At 74.7% G+C, this 15,418-nt stretch carries 15 protein-coding genes; 10 read left to right on the top strand and 5 right to left on the bottom strand.

Annotation, left to right across the window (positions count from 1 at the left end):
* Position 1: 1 nt before the first annotated feature.
* From DQ240_RS01805 to fdxA, 6 genes are all read left to right on the top strand, one after another.
* On the top strand, positions 2-1,414 hold the full coding sequence (locus tag DQ240_RS01805; RefSeq protein ID WP_199588972.1) for an aromatic ring-hydroxylating dioxygenase subunit alpha: 1,413 nt from the start codon (positions 2-4) through the stop codon (positions 1,412-1,414).
* Positions 1,411-2,844 (top strand): glutamine synthetase family protein, encoded by a 1,434-nt coding sequence (locus tag DQ240_RS01800; RefSeq protein WP_113837893.1) that lies wholly within the window; start codon positions 1,411-1,413, stop codon positions 2,842-2,844. The genes DQ240_RS01805 and DQ240_RS01800 overlap by 4 nt, the downstream gene beginning before the upstream one ends.
* Positions 2,845-3,164: 320 nt before the next feature.
* On the top strand, positions 3,165-4,892 hold the full coding sequence (gene boxC / locus DQ240_RS01795; protein ID WP_199588971.1) for a 2,3-epoxybenzoyl-CoA dihydrolase: 1,728 nt from the start codon (positions 3,165-3,167) through the stop codon (positions 4,890-4,892).
* A 3-nt stretch (positions 4,893-4,895) separates the two neighbouring features.
* A complete protein-coding gene (boxB, locus tag DQ240_RS01790) occupies positions 4,896-6,377 on the top strand; it encodes a benzoyl-CoA 2,3-epoxidase subunit BoxB (RefSeq protein ID WP_113837892.1) in 1,482 nt (493 codons plus the stop codon).
* A gap of 86 nt (positions 6,378-6,463) precedes the next feature.
* A complete protein-coding gene (locus DQ240_RS01785) occupies positions 6,464-8,122 on the top strand; it encodes a benzoate-CoA ligase family protein (RefSeq protein ID WP_233498410.1) in 1,659 nt (552 codons plus the stop codon).
* A gap of 36 nt (positions 8,123-8,158) precedes the next feature.
* Positions 8,159-8,488 (top strand): ferredoxin, encoded by a 330-nt coding sequence (gene fdxA / locus DQ240_RS01780; RefSeq protein WP_113837891.1) that lies wholly within the window; start codon positions 8,159-8,161, stop codon positions 8,486-8,488.
* 16 nt (positions 8,489-8,504) lie between these two features.
* Here the strand turns inward: fdxA and DQ240_RS01775 are convergent, their stop codons facing one another.
* Together DQ240_RS01775 and DQ240_RS01770 are read right to left on the bottom strand one after the other, a co-directional pair.
* Positions 8,505-9,305, bottom strand: a complete 801-nt coding sequence (locus DQ240_RS01775) for an acyl-CoA thioesterase II (protein WP_113837890.1) — start codon at positions 9,303-9,305, stop codon at positions 8,505-8,507.
* On the bottom strand, positions 9,302-10,477 hold the full coding sequence (locus DQ240_RS01770) for a CaiB/BaiF CoA-transferase family protein (RefSeq protein WP_304548222.1): 1,176 nt from the start codon (positions 10,475-10,477) through the stop codon (positions 9,302-9,304). Before DQ240_RS01770 ends, DQ240_RS01775 begins: the two co-directional genes overlap by 4 nt.
* A gap of 54 nt (positions 10,478-10,531) precedes the next feature.
* On the opposite strand from DQ240_RS01770, the gene DQ240_RS01765 reads away from it, so the two are divergent.
* Positions 10,532-11,023 (top strand): SRPBCC family protein, encoded by a 492-nt coding sequence (locus tag DQ240_RS01765; RefSeq protein ID WP_113837888.1) that lies wholly within the window; start codon positions 10,532-10,534, stop codon positions 11,021-11,023.
* 17 nt (positions 11,024-11,040) lie between these two features.
* On the opposite strand, the gene DQ240_RS01760 is transcribed toward DQ240_RS01765, so the two are convergent.
* Positions 11,041-11,664, bottom strand: a complete 624-nt coding sequence (locus tag DQ240_RS01760) for a hypothetical protein (protein WP_147261921.1) — start codon at positions 11,662-11,664, stop codon at positions 11,041-11,043.
* Positions 11,665-11,871: 207 nt separating this feature from the next.
* Entirely contained in the window at positions 11,872-12,987 is a 1,116-nt protein-coding gene (locus DQ240_RS01755; protein WP_113837886.1) for an MSMEG_0565 family glycosyltransferase, read from the bottom strand.
* 155 nt (positions 12,988-13,142) lie between these two features.
* Here DQ240_RS01755 and DQ240_RS24470 point away from each other — a divergent pair, with 155 nt between their 5' ends.
* Positions 13,143-13,265 carry a putative leader peptide gene (locus DQ240_RS24470; RefSeq protein WP_369831992.1) on the top strand — a complete coding sequence of 41 codons (123 nt, stop codon included), beginning with the start codon at positions 13,143-13,145 and terminating at the stop codon, positions 13,263-13,265.
* A gap of 74 nt (positions 13,266-13,339) precedes the next feature.
* Positions 13,340-13,930 (top strand): cysteine dioxygenase family protein, encoded by a 591-nt coding sequence (locus tag DQ240_RS01750; RefSeq protein WP_199588970.1) that lies wholly within the window; start codon positions 13,340-13,342, stop codon positions 13,928-13,930.
* A 79-nt stretch (positions 13,931-14,009) separates the two neighbouring features.
* Here DQ240_RS01750 and DQ240_RS01745 read toward each other — a convergent pair whose 3' ends face one another.
* Entirely contained in the window at positions 14,010-14,528 is a 519-nt protein-coding gene (locus tag DQ240_RS01745; RefSeq protein ID WP_233498409.1) for a GNAT family N-acetyltransferase, read from the bottom strand.
* Between the two features lie 19 nt (positions 14,529-14,547).
* Here DQ240_RS01745 and pdxY point away from each other — a divergent pair, with 19 nt between their 5' ends.
* Entirely contained in the window at positions 14,548-15,399 is an 852-nt protein-coding gene (pdxY, locus tag DQ240_RS01740; RefSeq protein WP_113838003.1) for a pyridoxal kinase PdxY, read from the top strand.
* The last annotated feature ends 19 nt before the right edge of the window (positions 15,400-15,418 follow it).

The following is a 15,418-nucleotide window of genomic DNA, read 5'->3' as shown; positions in this document are numbered from 1 at the left end:
CGTGCGCGCGGAGGACAACGTCCGGATCACCCGCACCGGCCCCGGCACCCCGGGCGGGGCGTTCATGCGGCGCTACTGGCAGCCGGTGGCGCTCACCGAGGAGCTCGAGACCGACCGGCCGGCGGTCCCGGTGCGGGTGCTCGGCGAGGACCTCGTCCTCTTCCGGGACGACGACGGCGGCCTCGGGCTGATCGACCGGCGCTGTCCGCACCGCGGCGCCGACCTCGCCCTGGGGCGGCGGGAGGACGGCGGGCTGCGCTGCTACTTCCACGGCTGGCTGCTGGCCGCCGACGGGCGGTGCCTGGAGACCCCCGCCGAGCCCGAGGACAGCACGCTCGCCTCGAAGGTCCGCTTCACCCACTACCCGGTGCAGGAGCGCAACGGCATCGTCTGGGGCTACCTCGGCCCCGGTGAGCCGCCCGAGCTCCCGGCACTGGACTGCTTCGCCGCCCCGGACGAGTACACGTTCGCGTTCAAGGGCTTCCTCGACTGCAACTGGCTGCAGGCGCTGGAGGTCGGCATCGACCCGGCGCACGCCTCCTACCTGCACCGGTTCGCCGAGGACGAGGACCCGGCCGACAGCTACGGCAGGCAGTTCCGCTCCTCGAGCCTGGGCACCGACCTGCCGATGACCCGGATCCTGCGCGAGTACGGCCGGCCGGAGATCCTCAACGCCCGCACCGACTACGGCCAGCGCATCGTCGCCCTGCGCACCCTGGACAAGGGCGGGGAGGACGGCAGCCGCACCCACGTGCGGATCACCCACCAGGTCTTCCCCCACGGGATCACCATCCCGCTGTCCTCGACCATGGCGATCACCCAGTGGCACGTGCCGGTCGACGACGTCTCCTGCTACTGGTACGCGATGTTCACCAGCCTCGACGCCCCGGTGGACAAGGCGACCATGCGCGCCCAGCGGCTCGACGGCATCACGCTGCCGGACTACCGGCCGGTGCGGAACCGGGCGAACAACTACCTGTTCGACCCGGAGGAGCAGCGGACGACGACCTACACCGGGCTGGGCACCGACATCAACGTTCACGACCAGATGGCCGTCGAGGGCCAGGGGCCGATCCACGACCGCACGCGGGAGAAGCTCAGCCGCTCCGACAAGGCGATCATCACCTACCGACGGATGCTCATGTCGGCCATCGACACCGTCGAGGCCGGCGGCGATCCGCAGACCCTGCTGCACGACAAGGCCGAGGTGGAGAGCCGCGGCCCGATCCCGCTCGACGGCATCGGGCCCACCGGCGCCTGGGAGCGGTTCTGGGCCGAGGCGGTCGCCCGGCTGCGCGCCGACAGCCCGTGGGCCGGCCCGTGGACCTCCGCGCTGGCGACCGGCCCCGCCGGCGTGCGCGCCGACGAGGTCGAGCCGGAGGACCCGGCGGTGTTCGCTCCCCGGAAGCCATGAGCTTCGTCGAGGAGCACGGCGGCTGGGACGACGGGCAGCGCGAGGCCGCGCGGCAGCTCCGCGAACGGGTCGACGTCGAGGGCATCGAGGCGGTCCGCGTCGGCGTCGTCGACCTGCACGGCCTGGTGCGCGGCAAGACGGTGATGGCCGACCAGCTGCCCGGCATCCTCGCCGGCGGGCTGCCGATCGTCAGCACCCTGCTGTCCAAGGACACCTCGGGCCGCACCGTCTACGGCGCCTTCGCCCCCGACGGCGGTGTCGGCGTGGCCGGCATGGGCGGCGCCGGGGACGTCGTGATGGTCCCCGACCCGACCACGTTCCGCGTCCTCCCCTGGGCCCCGGGCACCGGCTGGCTGCTGTCGGACCTGCGCCTCACCGACGGCGCCCCGGTGCCGTTCGACCCCCGGGGCACGCTCCGGGCGGCGCTGGCCCGGGCCGCCGAGCGGGACCTGGAGCTGGTCACCGGCCTCGAGCTGGAGTTCCACCTGCTGCACGTCGAGGACGGCCCGCTGGACCCGGCGGAGATCAACCGCCCCGGCGCCCCCGGTCGCGCCCGGGCCGTCTCGCCGGTGGACCGCGGCTACCAGCTGCTCAGCGAGGACCGCGCCGACGCACTCGAGCCGTTCCTCGCCGAGCTCGCCCGGACCCTGCGCGCCCTCGGCATCCCGCTGCGGACCGTGGAGGTCGAGTTCGGCCCCGGCCAGGTGGAGGTCACCACCGCTCCGCTGCGCGGGCTCGCCGGCGCCGACGCCGTCGTGCTGCTGCGCAGCGCCGTCCGGTCGGTGGCCCGCCGCGCCGGGCTGCTGGCCACCTTCATGTGCCGGCCGCAGCTGCCCGAGGCCTGCTCCAGCGGCTGGCACCTGCACCAGTCGCTGGAGCACCCCGACGGCGGGAACGCGTTCGTGGGCGACGACGGCCTGTCCGAGGTTGGCCGCGGCTACCTGGCCGGCCTGCTGCGGCACGCCCGGGCGGGCTGCGTGTTCGCCGTGCCGACGGTCAACGGCTACAAGCGGTTCCAGCCCTTCTCCATGGCCCCCGACCGGGTGCTCTGGGCGCACGACAACCGCGCGGCGATGCTCCGGGTGGTCGGCAGCGCCGAGCGCGGCGACCTGCACGTGGAGAACCGTGCCGGGGAGCCGGCCGCCAACCCCTACCTCGCGATGGCCGCGCAGCTCGTCGCCGGGCTCGACGGCGTCGACCGCGGGCTGGACCCCGGCCCGTCGGCCGACCAGCCCTACGCCACCGAGGCGCCGCGGCTGCCCACCAGCCTGACCGAGGCGGTCCGCGCCCTGGACGGCGACACCGAGCTGCGCGCGCTGCTCGGACCCGCCCTGGTCGACCACTACGCGGGGGTCAAGCGCGCGGAGGTGGCGCGCTTCGAGGCCGCGGTCACCGACTGGGAGCAGCGGGAGTACCTGCACCTGTTCTGACGTCCGCCACGCTGGAGTGACACACGACACAGTTCGACGTCGAGGCGTCACAGGACGGCCCGGGGGAGCACTCCAGGTACCGCCGTCCAGCGCCCAACTCGCCGGCGTACGGCCAGGTCAGCGCCGCGCCTGGACCCGCGGGGGCAGGCGGCGGTCCCGGTCGCCCGGCGACGCCCCGTCCCGACCGGGCCTACGATGGTGACGTGTAGCGCACATCTACAGAACCGCCGCCACTTGCACACGCTGCTGTAGCACGTCACGATGGGTGCACGAGGCCGGCGGGGAACCCCTGCGCCTGTTCCGTCCCCCTGGGAGGCACCGTGACCACGCTGGAAGACCGTCAGGCGACCACGGAGGGCCCGGCACCGGTCGCCGAACCGGGCGCGACCGTCGAGGTGTCGTTCACGACCTCGCCGGAGCAGTACCGGCACTGGCGGCTGTCGGTCGACGGCGAGATCGCCACGCTGACGCTGGACGTCGACGAGAACGGCGGGCTCGTCCCCGGCTACGAGCTCAAGATGAACAGCTACGACCTCGGCGTCGACATCGAGCTGCACGACGCGGTCCAGCGGCTGCGCTTCGAGCACCCCGAGGTCAAGGCGGTCGTCGTCACCAGCGCCAAGGAGCGCATGTTCTGCGCCGGCGCCAACATCAAGATGCTCGCCGCCTCGCCGCACAGCTGGAAGGTGAACTTCTGCAAGTTCACCAACGAGACCCGCAACGGCATCGAGGACGCGACCCGCAACTCCGGGCTCCCCTTCGTCGCCGCGGTCAACGGCACCGCGGCCGGCGGCGGCTACGAGCTGGCGCTGGCCTGCGAGCAGATCGTGCTGATCGACGACAACTCCTCGGCGGTCTCCCTCCCCGAGGTGCCGTTGCTGGGAGTGCTGCCCGGGACCGGCGGCCTGACCCGCGTGGTCGACAAGCGCGGCGTCCGGCGCGACCTGGCCGACATCTTCTCCACCACCGCCGAGGGCGTCCGCGGCGAGCGCGCGGTGCAGTGGCGGCTGGTCGACGCGGTGGCCAAGGCGCGCGACTTCGACGCGGAGGTGCAGCGTCGCGCCGCCGAGCTGGCCGCCGGGTCCTCCCGCCCCGGCGCCGGCGCCCAGGGTGTCGCGCTCACCCCGCTGCAGCGCGAGACCGACAGCGATGGCTTCCGCTACGAGCACGTGCGCGTCGTCCTCGACCGCGACTCGGGCACCGCGACCATCACGGTGCTCGGCCCCTCCGCCGTCCCCGCGTCGGTCGAGGAGCTGCAGGGCCAGGGCGACCGGGCGTGGTTCCTCGCGATGACCCGCCAGCTGGACGACGCCGTCCTGCACCTGCGCAGCAACGAGCAGTCGATCGGCACCTGGCTGCTGCGCACCGAGGGCGACCCCGCGACCGCCGCGGCCTACGACGAGTTCCTGCTCGCCGAGCGCGAGCACTGGCTGGTCAACGAGATGATCGGCTTCTACAAGCGGACCGTGAAGCGGCTGGACACCACGTCCCGCAGCCTCTTCGCGCTGATCGAGCCGGGCAGCTGCTTCGTGGGCGCGCTGGCCGAGATCGCCTTCTCCGCCGACCGGCAGTACATGCTCGACGGCCAGTTCGAGGACGACGACGAACCGAAGCCGGCCGCCGTCCTCCGGCTGAACGCCTTCAACACCGGCCTGCTCCCCATGAGCAACGACATGACCCGACTCCAGGTCCGGTTCCTCGGCAGCGCCGACGAGCTGGCCGCCGCCGAGGCCGCCGTCGGCCGGGACCTGCTCGCGGCCGACGCCGACGCGCTCGGCCTGGTCACCGCGACGCCGGACGACATCGACTGGGACGACGAGGTCCGCCTGGCCATCGAGGAGCGCGCCAGCTTCTCCCCCGACGCCCTGACCGGCATGGAGGCCAACCTCCGCTTCGCCGGCCGGGAGACGCCGGAGACCAAGGTCTTCGGGCGGCTCACCGCCTGGCAGAACTGGATCTTCCAGCGGCCCAACGCCGCTGGCCCCGAAGGAGCCCTCCGCCGCTACGGCACCGGCAAGCGGGCCGACTACGACAGGAAGCGGGTCTGACCCATGACCACCACCGAGAGCACCCCGCAGACCGGCACGGTCACCGGGGACGCCCCCGAGCCCACCGGCCCGCTGTCGAAGATCGACTACAGCGAGCGCATCCCCAACAACGTCGACCTGGCCAGCGACCGCAAGCTCCAGCGCGCACTCGAGGGCTGGCAGCCGAAGTTCCTCGACTGGTGGAAGAACCTGGGCCCGAGCATCCCGACGCAGGACGTCTACCTGCGCACCGCGGTCGCCGTCGGCCGCGACGGCTGGGCGCACTTCGACCGGGTCCCCATGGAGGAGTACCGGTGGGGCATCTTCCTCGCCGAGCGCGACCCGGACCGGAAGGTCAACTTCGGCCAGCACAAGGGCGAGCCGGCCTGGCAGGAGGTCCCCGGTGAGTACCGCTCGGACCTGCGCCGGCTGATCGTCGTCCAGGGCGACACCGAGCCCGCCTCGGTGGAGCAGCAGCGCCACCTCGGCATGACCGCGCCGTCGCTGTACGACATGCGCAACCTCTTCCAGGTCAACGTGGAGGAGGGCCGTCACCTCTGGGCGATGGTCTACCTGCTGCACGCCTACTTCGGGAAGGACGGCCGCGAGGAGGCCGAGCAACTGCTCAAGCGCAACTCCGGCGACTACGACAGCCCGCGCATCCTCGGTGCCTTCAACGAGGACACCACCGACTGGCTGCAGTTCTTCATGTTCACCTACTTCACCGACCGGGACGGCAAGTACCAGCTCGGGACGCTGAAGGAGAGCGGCTTCGACCCGCTGGCGCGCACCTGCGAGTTCATGCTCAAGGAGGAGGCGCACCACATGTTCGTCGGGACCACCGGCGTGCAGCGGACGGTGCAGCGGACCGCCGAGCTCACGAAGCAGCACGGCACCGACGACATCTGGCAGTACGGCGGCATCCCGCTGTCGGTCATCCAGAAGTACCTCAACTTCCAGTTCTCGGTGTCGATGGACCTGTTCGGCGCCGAGACGTCGTCCAACGCGGCCGCGTACTACACCGCCGGGCTCAAGGGCCGCTGGATGGAGACCCGCCGCAAGGACGACCACCTGCTGCACGACCTGACCATGGACGTGCCGGTGATCACCGACGGCCGGATGGCGACCAAGACCGTGCCGATGCTGACCGCGCTCAACCTGGACCTGCGCAACGAGTACGCCGCGGACTGCGAGAACGGCGTCAAGCGCTGGAACCAGGAGCTCGAGGAGGCCGGCCTGGAGCAGCGGCTGACGCTGCCGCACCAGGGCTTCAACCGGAAGGTCGGCGCCTTCGCCGGGCATCACGTCTCCCCCACCGGCGAGATCCTCGACGCCGCGACGTGGGAGCAGCAGGCCGGCGAGTGGCTGCCCAGCGCCGAGGACCGCGCCCGGGTCGCCGAGCTCATGCAGCCGGTGCACGAGCCCGGTCGGTTCGCCGGGTGGATCTCTCCGCCGTCGGTCGGCATCAACTCGCTGCCGGTCGAGTACGACTACGTCCGCTTCTGATCGAAGGACCCCCTGCCCCCCACCGCTCGCAGGCTCGCGGCGGGCCCCTGCGCGGGGGCCGCCGCGAGTCAGAGAGGACGTGCGCCGTGTCCGGTCCCGAGCTGTTCAACGCCGCCGAGTGGCTGGTCACCCGGCACGCCCGCGCCACCCCCGACCGCCGCGCCGTGGTCGCGATCGACCTCGACGGCAGCACCCGCACCCTGAGCTACGCCGAGCTCGACGACGCCGTGACCCGCTGCGCCGCCGGGCTGGTCGCCTCGGGCGTGCGGCCGGAGGAGCGGCTGCTGCTGTGCATGGGCGACACCCCGGAGCTGCTCACCGCGTTCCTCGCCGGCCTGCGCATCGGCGCCGTCCCCGTCCCGGTGAGCACCATGCTCAAGCCCAAGGACATCGCCGGGATGGCGACCGACAGCCGCGCCCGGCTCGTGGTGCTCAGCGCGGAGTTCGCCGGGCTCGCCCAGGGCCTGGCCGGGCAGCGCGACCTCGCCGACGTCGTGGTCATGGGCACCGCCGCGGACGGCACGGTCGAGCTGCCGACGGTCCCCGGCACCCGGGTGCGGAGCTGGGAGGCCTTCGTCGCCGAGGGCGCCGACGCCCTGGACGGGGTGGCGCAGCCCTACCCGACCGTCGCCGACTCCCCCGCGTTCTGGCTCTACACCTCCGGCACGACCGGCACGCCCAAGGGCGCCATGCACCGGCACGGCTCGCTGCGCGACACCGCGGTCACCTACGCGCGCGACGTGCTGGCCATCGGCCCGGACGACGTCACGTTCTCGGTCGCGAAGTTCTTCTTCGCCTACGGCCTGGGCAACACGATGACCTTCCCGTTCTCGGTCGGGGCCGCGACCGTGCTGGACCGCTCACGGCCCAGCCCCGCGGGCACCCTGCGCGTGCTGCAGGAGCACCGCCCCACCCTGTTCTTCGCCGGCCCGACCTTCTACGCCGCGCTGGTCGGCGCCGGGCTCCCGGCCGACGCCTTCGCCTCGGTGCGGGCCTGCGTCTCGGCCGGCGAGGCGTTCCCCGCCCCGCTGTTCGAGCGGTTCACCTCGACGTTCTCGGTGGAGATGCTCGACGGCATCGGCTCGACGGAGATGCTGCACATCTTCATCAGCGGCCGCCCCGGCCGGACCCGCGCCGGGTCGACCGGCGAGATCGTCGCCGGGTACGAGGCGAAGATCGTCGACGACGAGGGCAACCCGGTGCCCGACGGCACCCCGGGCAACCTCTGGGTGAAGGGCACGTCGGCGGCCACCGGCTACTGGTCGCGGATGGACGTCACCCGCCGGGTGTTCCAGGGCGAGTGGGTGCGCACCGGCGACACCTACGTGCGCAGCGCCGACGGGTACTACTCCTCGCTCGGCCGCACCGACGACATCATCAAGGCCGGCGGGATCTGGGTGTCCCCCACCGAGGTCGAGGAGCGGCTGCGGGCGCACCCGGAGGTCAACCAGGTCGTCGTCGTCTCGGTGCCGGACGAGACCGGGCTCGACAAACCGGTCGCCTGCGTCGTGCTGGCCGACGGCGCGACCGTGACCGACGCCGGCCTCGTCGCGTTCTGCCGCGACGGCCTCGCGGCGTTCAAGCGGCCCCGCAACATCCTGGTCTTCGACGAGCTGCCGCAGACGGCCACCGGCAAGCTGCAGAGGTTCCGCGTGCGCGAGCTCGCGATCGAACGGCTCGGCAGCGCCCGTGCCGACCTCACCCAGGCCGACCTGACGGCGGCCGTGCCCGGCAGCCCCGCCTGACCTCCCGCCCCTTCGCCCCCAGGAGAGAGACCTCCCGTGCCCTACGTCATCGGCAGCGAGTGCATCGACACGACCGACATGTCCTGCGTGGACGAGTGCCCGGTCGACTGCATCTACGAGGGCGACCGCAAGCTCTACATCAACCCCAAGGAGTGCATCGACTGCGGCGCCTGCGAGCCGGTGTGCCCGGTCGAGGCGATCTCCCAGGACCGCCGGGTGACCGAGGAGAACGAGCCGCACATCGCCGACAACCGGCGCTTCTTCGTCGAGCCGCTGCCCGGCCGGGACGCGCCGCTGGGCAGCCCGGGCGGCGCCTCCAAGGTGGGCAAGGTCGGCGTCGACACCGAGCTGGTCGCCGGCGCCTGACACCGGGCCGGACCCGTCAGGCCTCCTCGGGGCCCCGGGCCTCGCGGATCACCATCTCCTGGGCGCAGCTGGCCAGCGCCGCCCCGGTCCGGTCGAACAGGGTGCTGGTGTACCAGCCGCGGCCGGCGGCCAGCGAGGTGCCGACGTGGTCCATGAGCACCCAGTCGTCCACCCGGACCGGGCGGTGGAACCACACCGCGTGGTCGAGGCTGGCCATCGAGCGGACCCGCGACCCCATGAGGTGCGCCAGGCCGCTGAAGAGGTCGGAGACGTAGACGAGGACCGCGGCCTGGGAGAGCGGGCCGCCGTCGGCCGCACCCGGCGCCCGCACCCAGGTGCGCATGGGGTGCGCCCGCTCGGCGCTCGGGTCGGGGTCGCGGACCTCGACCCCGGGCAGGATCGTCGGCAGCGGCTGGGACTCCTCCGGCCCGCGCACCGCGGGCATGGCGACGGCCTGCCGGTCGGGCCCCTCCTCGGGCCGGGCGAACGAGGCCGCGAGCCGGAAGATCACCCGGCCCTCCTGGCGGGCGGCGACGGTGCGCGCGGAGTACGAGTGGCCGTCGCGGTCGCGCTCGACGTCGAAGGCCACCGGCAGGCGGGCGTCGCCGCGGCGGAGGAAGTAGCCGTGCAGCGAGTGCGGCACCCGCTCGCCGGGCACGGTCCGGGCGGCGGCGACCAGCGCCTGGGCCGCCACCTGGCCGCCGTAGAGGCCGTTGTGCCGGTTCGGGGTGGGCGCGCCGGTGAGGAACCGGTCGGGCGCCTCCTCGGTGACGGTGAGCAGCCGCTGCAGCGCGCCGCCGTCCTCGCCGGCGCTCATCCGGCCACCACGCCGTCGTCGAGCAGCCGGCGGACCTCGTCGTCGGCGATCCCCCAGGCCGCGAGCGCCGTCCGGGTGTCCTGTCCGGGCAGCCGCGGCGCGCTGCGGACGGCGCCCGGGGTCCGCGAGAACCGGGGCGCGACGCCGGGCTGGGCGACGCCGTCGACCTCGACGTAGCTGCCCCGGGCGGCCAGGTGCGGATCGGTGGGCGCCTCGGTGAGGCCCAGCACCGGGGTGACGCAGGCGTCGGTGCCGGCGAAGTGCGCCGCCCACTCGTCGCGGGTCCGGGTGGCGAAGACCTCGGCCATCCGCCGCCGGTGCTCCGGCCAGGCCGCCGTGTCGTGCTGGTGCGACAGCTCCCCGCTCAGGCCGAGGCCCTCCAGGAGGCGGGCGTGGAACTGCGGCTCGATCGCGCCGACGGCGACGTGCCGGCCGTCCGCGCACGCGTAGGTCGTGTAGAAGGGCGCCCCGCCGTCGAGCAGGTTGGCCTCGCGCCGATCGGTCCACACGCCGGCGGCGAGCATGCCGTGGACCATGGTGACCAGGGAGCTGGCGCCGTCGACCATCGCCGCGTCGACCACCTGGCCGTGCCCGCTGGTGGCCCGCTCCAGCAGCGCCGCCAGCACGCCCACCACGAGGAACAGCGAGCCACCGCCGAAGTCCGCGCCGATGTTCAGCGGCGGCACGGGGTGCTCGGCCGGGCCGATGGCGTGCAGCGCGCCGGTCAGCCCCAGGTAGTTGATGTCGTGGCCGGCCTCCGCGGCCCGCGGGCCGGTCTGGCCCCACCCGGTCATCCGCGCGTAGACCAGCCGGGGGTTGCGGGCCAGGGCCTCCTCGGGGCCCAGGCCCAGCCGCTCGGTGACGCCGGGGCGCAGGCCCTCGACGAGGACGTCGGCGGAGTCGAGCAGCCGCAGCAGCAGGTCGCGCCCCTCGGGGCGCTTGAGGTCGACCGCCGCGCAGGGGCGGCTGCGGTGCAGCAGCTCGGTCTCGGGCGGGAGCAGGACCGAGCCGCCGCCGGGCCGGTCGACGCGCAGGACGTCGGCGCCGAGCTCGGCCAGCAGCATCCCGGCGTACGGGCCGGGGCCGAGCCCGGCGAGCTCGACGACGCGGAGGCCGCGCAGCGGGCCCGAGCCCGGGCGCACGTCGGGGTGGGAGGCGGGATCAGGCTGCACGGGGGTCACGGTAACCAGGCCGCTGCGCGCTCCCGGCCGGTCTAGGGTGCCGCCATGCCCAGGAGCCTGCGCCCCGTCGAGCTGGACTTCGTCGAGAAGGCGAAGCACCGCGTCACCGTCACGCACGTGGTCCCCGCGCCCCCGGACGTCGTCTTCGCGGCGCTGGCGGAGGACCCGGCCGGCTGGGGCGCCTGGTTCCCCGGCTTCTCCGACGCCGGGCGCTACCTCACTCCCGGCCCGCACGGGGTCGGCTCCCAGCGGGAGGTGTTCGCCCGCGGCGCGCGGTTCCTGGAGACGGTCCTCGCGTGGGAGCCGGGCCGCCGGTGGGCGTTCCGGGTGGACGAGGCGGGGCTGCCCGCGGTCCGCGCCCTCGCCGAGAACTTCACGTTGACGCCCGAGGGCACCGGGACCCGCGTCGAGTACACGATGGCCCAGGAGACCAGCCCCGGCTTCGTCGGCGGGCTGATCATCCGGTTCGCCGGCGGCCAGCTGCGGAAGGCGCTGCAGAACCTCGGGACCCACCTCTCGAGCAGCGACCCCGCCTAGCTGTCAGTACACCCAGCTCAGCCGTCCCCCGCCGCCTGGTCGCCGGCCGTCTCCGCCGCGGCGCGCCGGCCGGTGACCAGCGCGGCGCTCGCCTCCCCGAAGGGTGCGGTGGTGAACCCGAGGCCGCCGAGCAGGCCGGCCAGCGTGCGGTTCATCGTCTCCTGCAGCCAGCGCTCGGTCTCCGGCGGGCGGGGGGCCTCCCGCGTGGTGCGCAGGTGCTGGGTCCAGGCGACGACGACGCCGTCGTGCACCGGGCTCGGCGTGAGGCACACGCCGCCGCGCGAGCGGGTCGCGGTGCGGCCGCTGCAGTCGTGCAGCGGGAGCCCCACCTCCACCAGCGACGCGCCCAGCTGGCAGAGCAGGCCGACCAGCGGGGACACGTCGTCGACCAGGGCGTCCCACTCCTCGCCGACCCGCTCCAGCTCGCCGGAGAGGTCGGCCAGCCACGCGCGGTCCTCCGGGGAGGGCCGCCGGGCGAGCCGCCCGCCGTCGCGCCGCACGCCGTAGGCCGGGGTGCCGCCGGAGCCGCCCTCGGGGCTCAGCGGTCCGGTCGCCCACACCGCCTCGCCCTGGTCCGCGTAGGGACCGGCGACCACGAGGTCGGCGGCGTCGACCAGCCACCAGGCCGGCCCGGTCGCCACCTGCTGGACCGTCCCACACTCCGGCACCGGCCCCGTCCCCTGCACCCCGCACCCCCGTTCCGCGCCGTCTGCTCCGGCCGTTGGTCGTTCCCGGCTCGGTCCGACGCTGGGATATCGGCGCCGGGGTGCAGCGCCTCCACTCCCAGTTCTGCCAGCGATCCCCCGGAACGGGGTCAAGGGTTGCCCGTGTAGATCGCAGACAACCGGTCAGGCGCCCACCGCATGCGGTACCGGCGCGTCCGCGACGGCGCGGTAGCAGCGCAGGTGGGCGCGGGCGGCGGCGTCCCACCCGTGCCGGAGGGCGACGGCGCGCCCGTCCGCGAGGCGCCGGCGGTCGGCGTCGGCGGCGGCCAGGAGGCCCGCGGCGAAGCCCGCCGGACCGGTCGCGAGGGACACCACGCCCCCGGCCGAGGCGCGGACCGCGGGCAGGTCCCGGGCGACGACCGGGACCCCAGCGGCCAGACCCTCCAGCACGGCGCTGCCGAAGCGCTCCTCGGTGGAGGGCACCGCCAGCGCCTGCGCACCGGCGACCAGCGGCGCGAACTCCTCGTCGGGCACGTGCCCCAGGACCAGGGGGTAGACCTCCAGCTCCTGCGCCCGCGCGTCGACGACGGCCCGGTACCGGTCCGCGTCGGGCGACGCCTCGCCGGCGAGCACCAGGGCGAGGTCGGGCCGGGCCAGCCGCACGGTGGCCATGGCCTCGACCAGGTCGAGGGTCCCCTTGCGCGGTTCCACCCCGCCGACGGCGAGCACGTACCGGCCGAGCCGGGCGCGCCAGCGGTTCCGCCCGGCCGCGTTCTCCGGCGCCGCGGCGGCGGCGAAGCGGGTCGTGTCCACCCCGCCGGGCAGGACCACGGCGTCACGGCCCCACCGGGCGCGGACCTGCGCCGCGACGGCGGCGGACCCGCAGAACAGCGCCGTAGGACGGGTGAACGCCCGCTCGGAGCACCCGGCCGGCTCGGCGGCGGCGCAGCCGTCCAGGGTATGCACCGTCCGGACGCAGCCGGGGACGGCGTCGGCGCCGGTGCAGTCCTGCGCGTGCACGACGTCGTACCGCTCCCCCGCCGCGGCGACGGCCATCCCCAGCTCGGCGACTGCCCGCCGCAGGCGCGCTCCGGCGTCCTCCCCCGGCACGTCGGGGAACGGCACGGACAGCAGCCGGACGGCGGGGTCCACCGGCAGGCCGGTGCCGCCGGCCCTGCCGCGGGACAGCTCCCAGACGGTCACCCGCTCACCGAGCCGGGCCAGCGCGTTCGCCAGCCCCACGGTGTGCGCGCGGACTCCCCGGGGCGGTTCCGGACCCAGCAGCAGGGCGATGTCCACGCGATGCACCTCCGGGCGACGGCTGCGACCAGGGCCTGGCAGGGCCTGACCAGAGCCTGACCTGACGTCGTGTCCGTGCGGTGTCGATCGCGACGACTTCTCGTTACCGCTGCACGGGCGTCAGCGGTCCCGCGACACGTATCCCTACCAATCCGATGGACTTGACAGGGAATGCACGGTCGCGTTCCCTGGACGACGTGCCTGCCGCCCCCGCCCTGTACCGCCGGTCCGCCGTGGACCTGCTGCGGGTCGCCAGCGCGCTGTGTCCGGCTCCCTGACGCCGCTCCAGACCGCTCCTCCTCCTCCGCGTCCGCCCCCGCACGGGCCGGCGCGCCTGTCGTCAGGACTCCCCGTGACCTCCAGCACCGCCACCCTGCCCGCCCCCGCCGCCGCGCTCCTCGCGACGATCACCGCGACCCGCGGCGCCGACGAGATCACCACCCGGCGCACCAGCGCCGCGGCCCTCGCCGCCGCGCTGGCCGCGAACGCCGCGGCGTGGACCGACCTCGTCGAGTACCGGCCGCAGAGCCGGTGGACCCACCTCCTGGAGCCGGCCGCTGCCGCGGCCGCCCTCGACCCCGCGCTGCACGACGACCTCGCCGCCGCCCAGGTCTGGCTGCTCTCCTGGCTGCCCGGCCAGGGCACGCCACTGCACGACCACGGCGGCTCGGCCGGCGCGTTCGCCGTCGTCCAGGGGACGCTGGCCGAGCTCACGGTGACCGACACCGGGGACGGCGGGGTCCGCGACGCCGAGGCCCGGCTCACCGCCGGCCGGGTCCGGCCGTTCGGCCCGCACCACGTGCACCAGGTGACCAACACCGGCGCGCACCCGGCGATCAGCGTGCACGTCTACACCCCGCGGCTGACCGTCATGAACACCTACCGGATCGGCACCCGCGGCCTGCTGCGCACCGGCACCGAGCGCGCCGGCGTGGACTGGTGACCACGGCCGGCTGACCGGCCCGAGCCCGCGCCCGGGCGGCGTCGTCCGACGGAGGGACGGCGCCGTCCGGTCGCGTCCCTCAGCGCAGCGGCGCCGGCGGGCCGTCGTCGTCGGTGAGCGGCCGCTGGGACCACGCCACGTCGTGCCAGCCGCCGTCCTTGAACCCGACCTGCCGGAACGTGCCCACCGGCTCGAAGCCCAGCGCCCGGTGCAACCCGTCGCTGGCCGGGTTCGGCAGGGTGATCCCCGCGAGCGCCATCCGGTAGCCGCGGCCGGCGAGCCGCGCGAACAGCTCCTCGTACAGCGCGCGGCCGGCGCCGGTGCGCCGGAGGCCGGGCTCGAGGTAGACGCTCACCACGCACGACCACCGGTAGGCGGCGCGGCTCATCCACTCCCCGCCGTAGGCGTAGCCGACGACGCGGCCGTCCCGCTCGGCCACCAGCCACGCGTGGGCGACCTGGGCCCGCGCGATGCGCTCCGCCATGTCCGCGGCGGACGGCGGTTCGAGCTCGAAGGACACCGCGCCGCCGGTCACGTACGGCGCGTACACCTCGGCGCAGCGGGCGGCGTCGGCCGGGACGGCGTCGCGGATCAGCACTGTGGCACGGTACGGGGCCATGACCGCCGTCCTGTCGATCCAGTCCCACGTCGCCTACGGCCACGTCGGCAACTCCTCCGCGGTGTTCCCGCTGCAGCGGCTGGGCATCGAGGTGTGGCCGGTGCACACGGTGCAGTTCTCGAACCACACCGGCTACGGGTTCTGGCGCGGCCGGGTGTTCGACGGGCAGGCCGTCGACGAGGTCGTGGAGGGCATCGCCGACCGCGGCGTGCTGGGCGGGTGCGACGCCGTCCTGTCCGGCTACCTCGGCTCGGCCGACATCGGGCACGCGGTGATCGGCGCCGTCGGCCGGGTCCGGGAGGCGAACCCCGCGGCGGTGTACTGCTGCGACCCGGTGATCGGTGACGTCGGCCGCGGGGTGTTCGTGCGGCCCGGCATCCCGGAGTTCATGCGCGAGGTGGCCGTGCCCGCCGCCGACGTCGTCACCCCCAACCACTACGAGCTCGACCTTCTGTCCGGCACGACGACGACGTCGCTGTCCTCGGTCAAGGAGGCGGTCGCCGCCGTCCAGGCGATGGGCCCGAAGGTCGTGCTCACGACCTCGCTCGTCGCCGACGACACCCCCGACGACGCGGTGGACCTCCTCGCGTCCGAGGGCGGGAGGCACTGGCGGGTGCGGACGCCGCGGCTGGACGTCGCGGTCAACGGCGCCGGTGACGCGATCGCCGCCCTCTTCCTCGCCCACTGGCTCGACACCCGCTCGGCCGCCGAGGCCGTGGCCCGTGCCAGCGCGTCGGTGCACGGCCTGCTCGCCGCGACCGAGGCCGCCGGATCGCGGGAGATCCTGCTGGTGGCGGCCCAGGGGGAGTTCGTGAGCCCCAGCCACACGTTCGAGGTCACCGAGGTCTAGCGCGCGGTCCGGTCCGGGC

The organism is Blastococcus sp. TF02A-26, assembly GCF_003319125.1.
In the GTDB taxonomy this organism is placed as follows: Bacteria; Actinomycetota; Actinomycetes; order Mycobacteriales; family Geodermatophilaceae; genus Trujillonella.
This window is presented reverse-complemented; position numbering and strand designations above follow the sequence as displayed.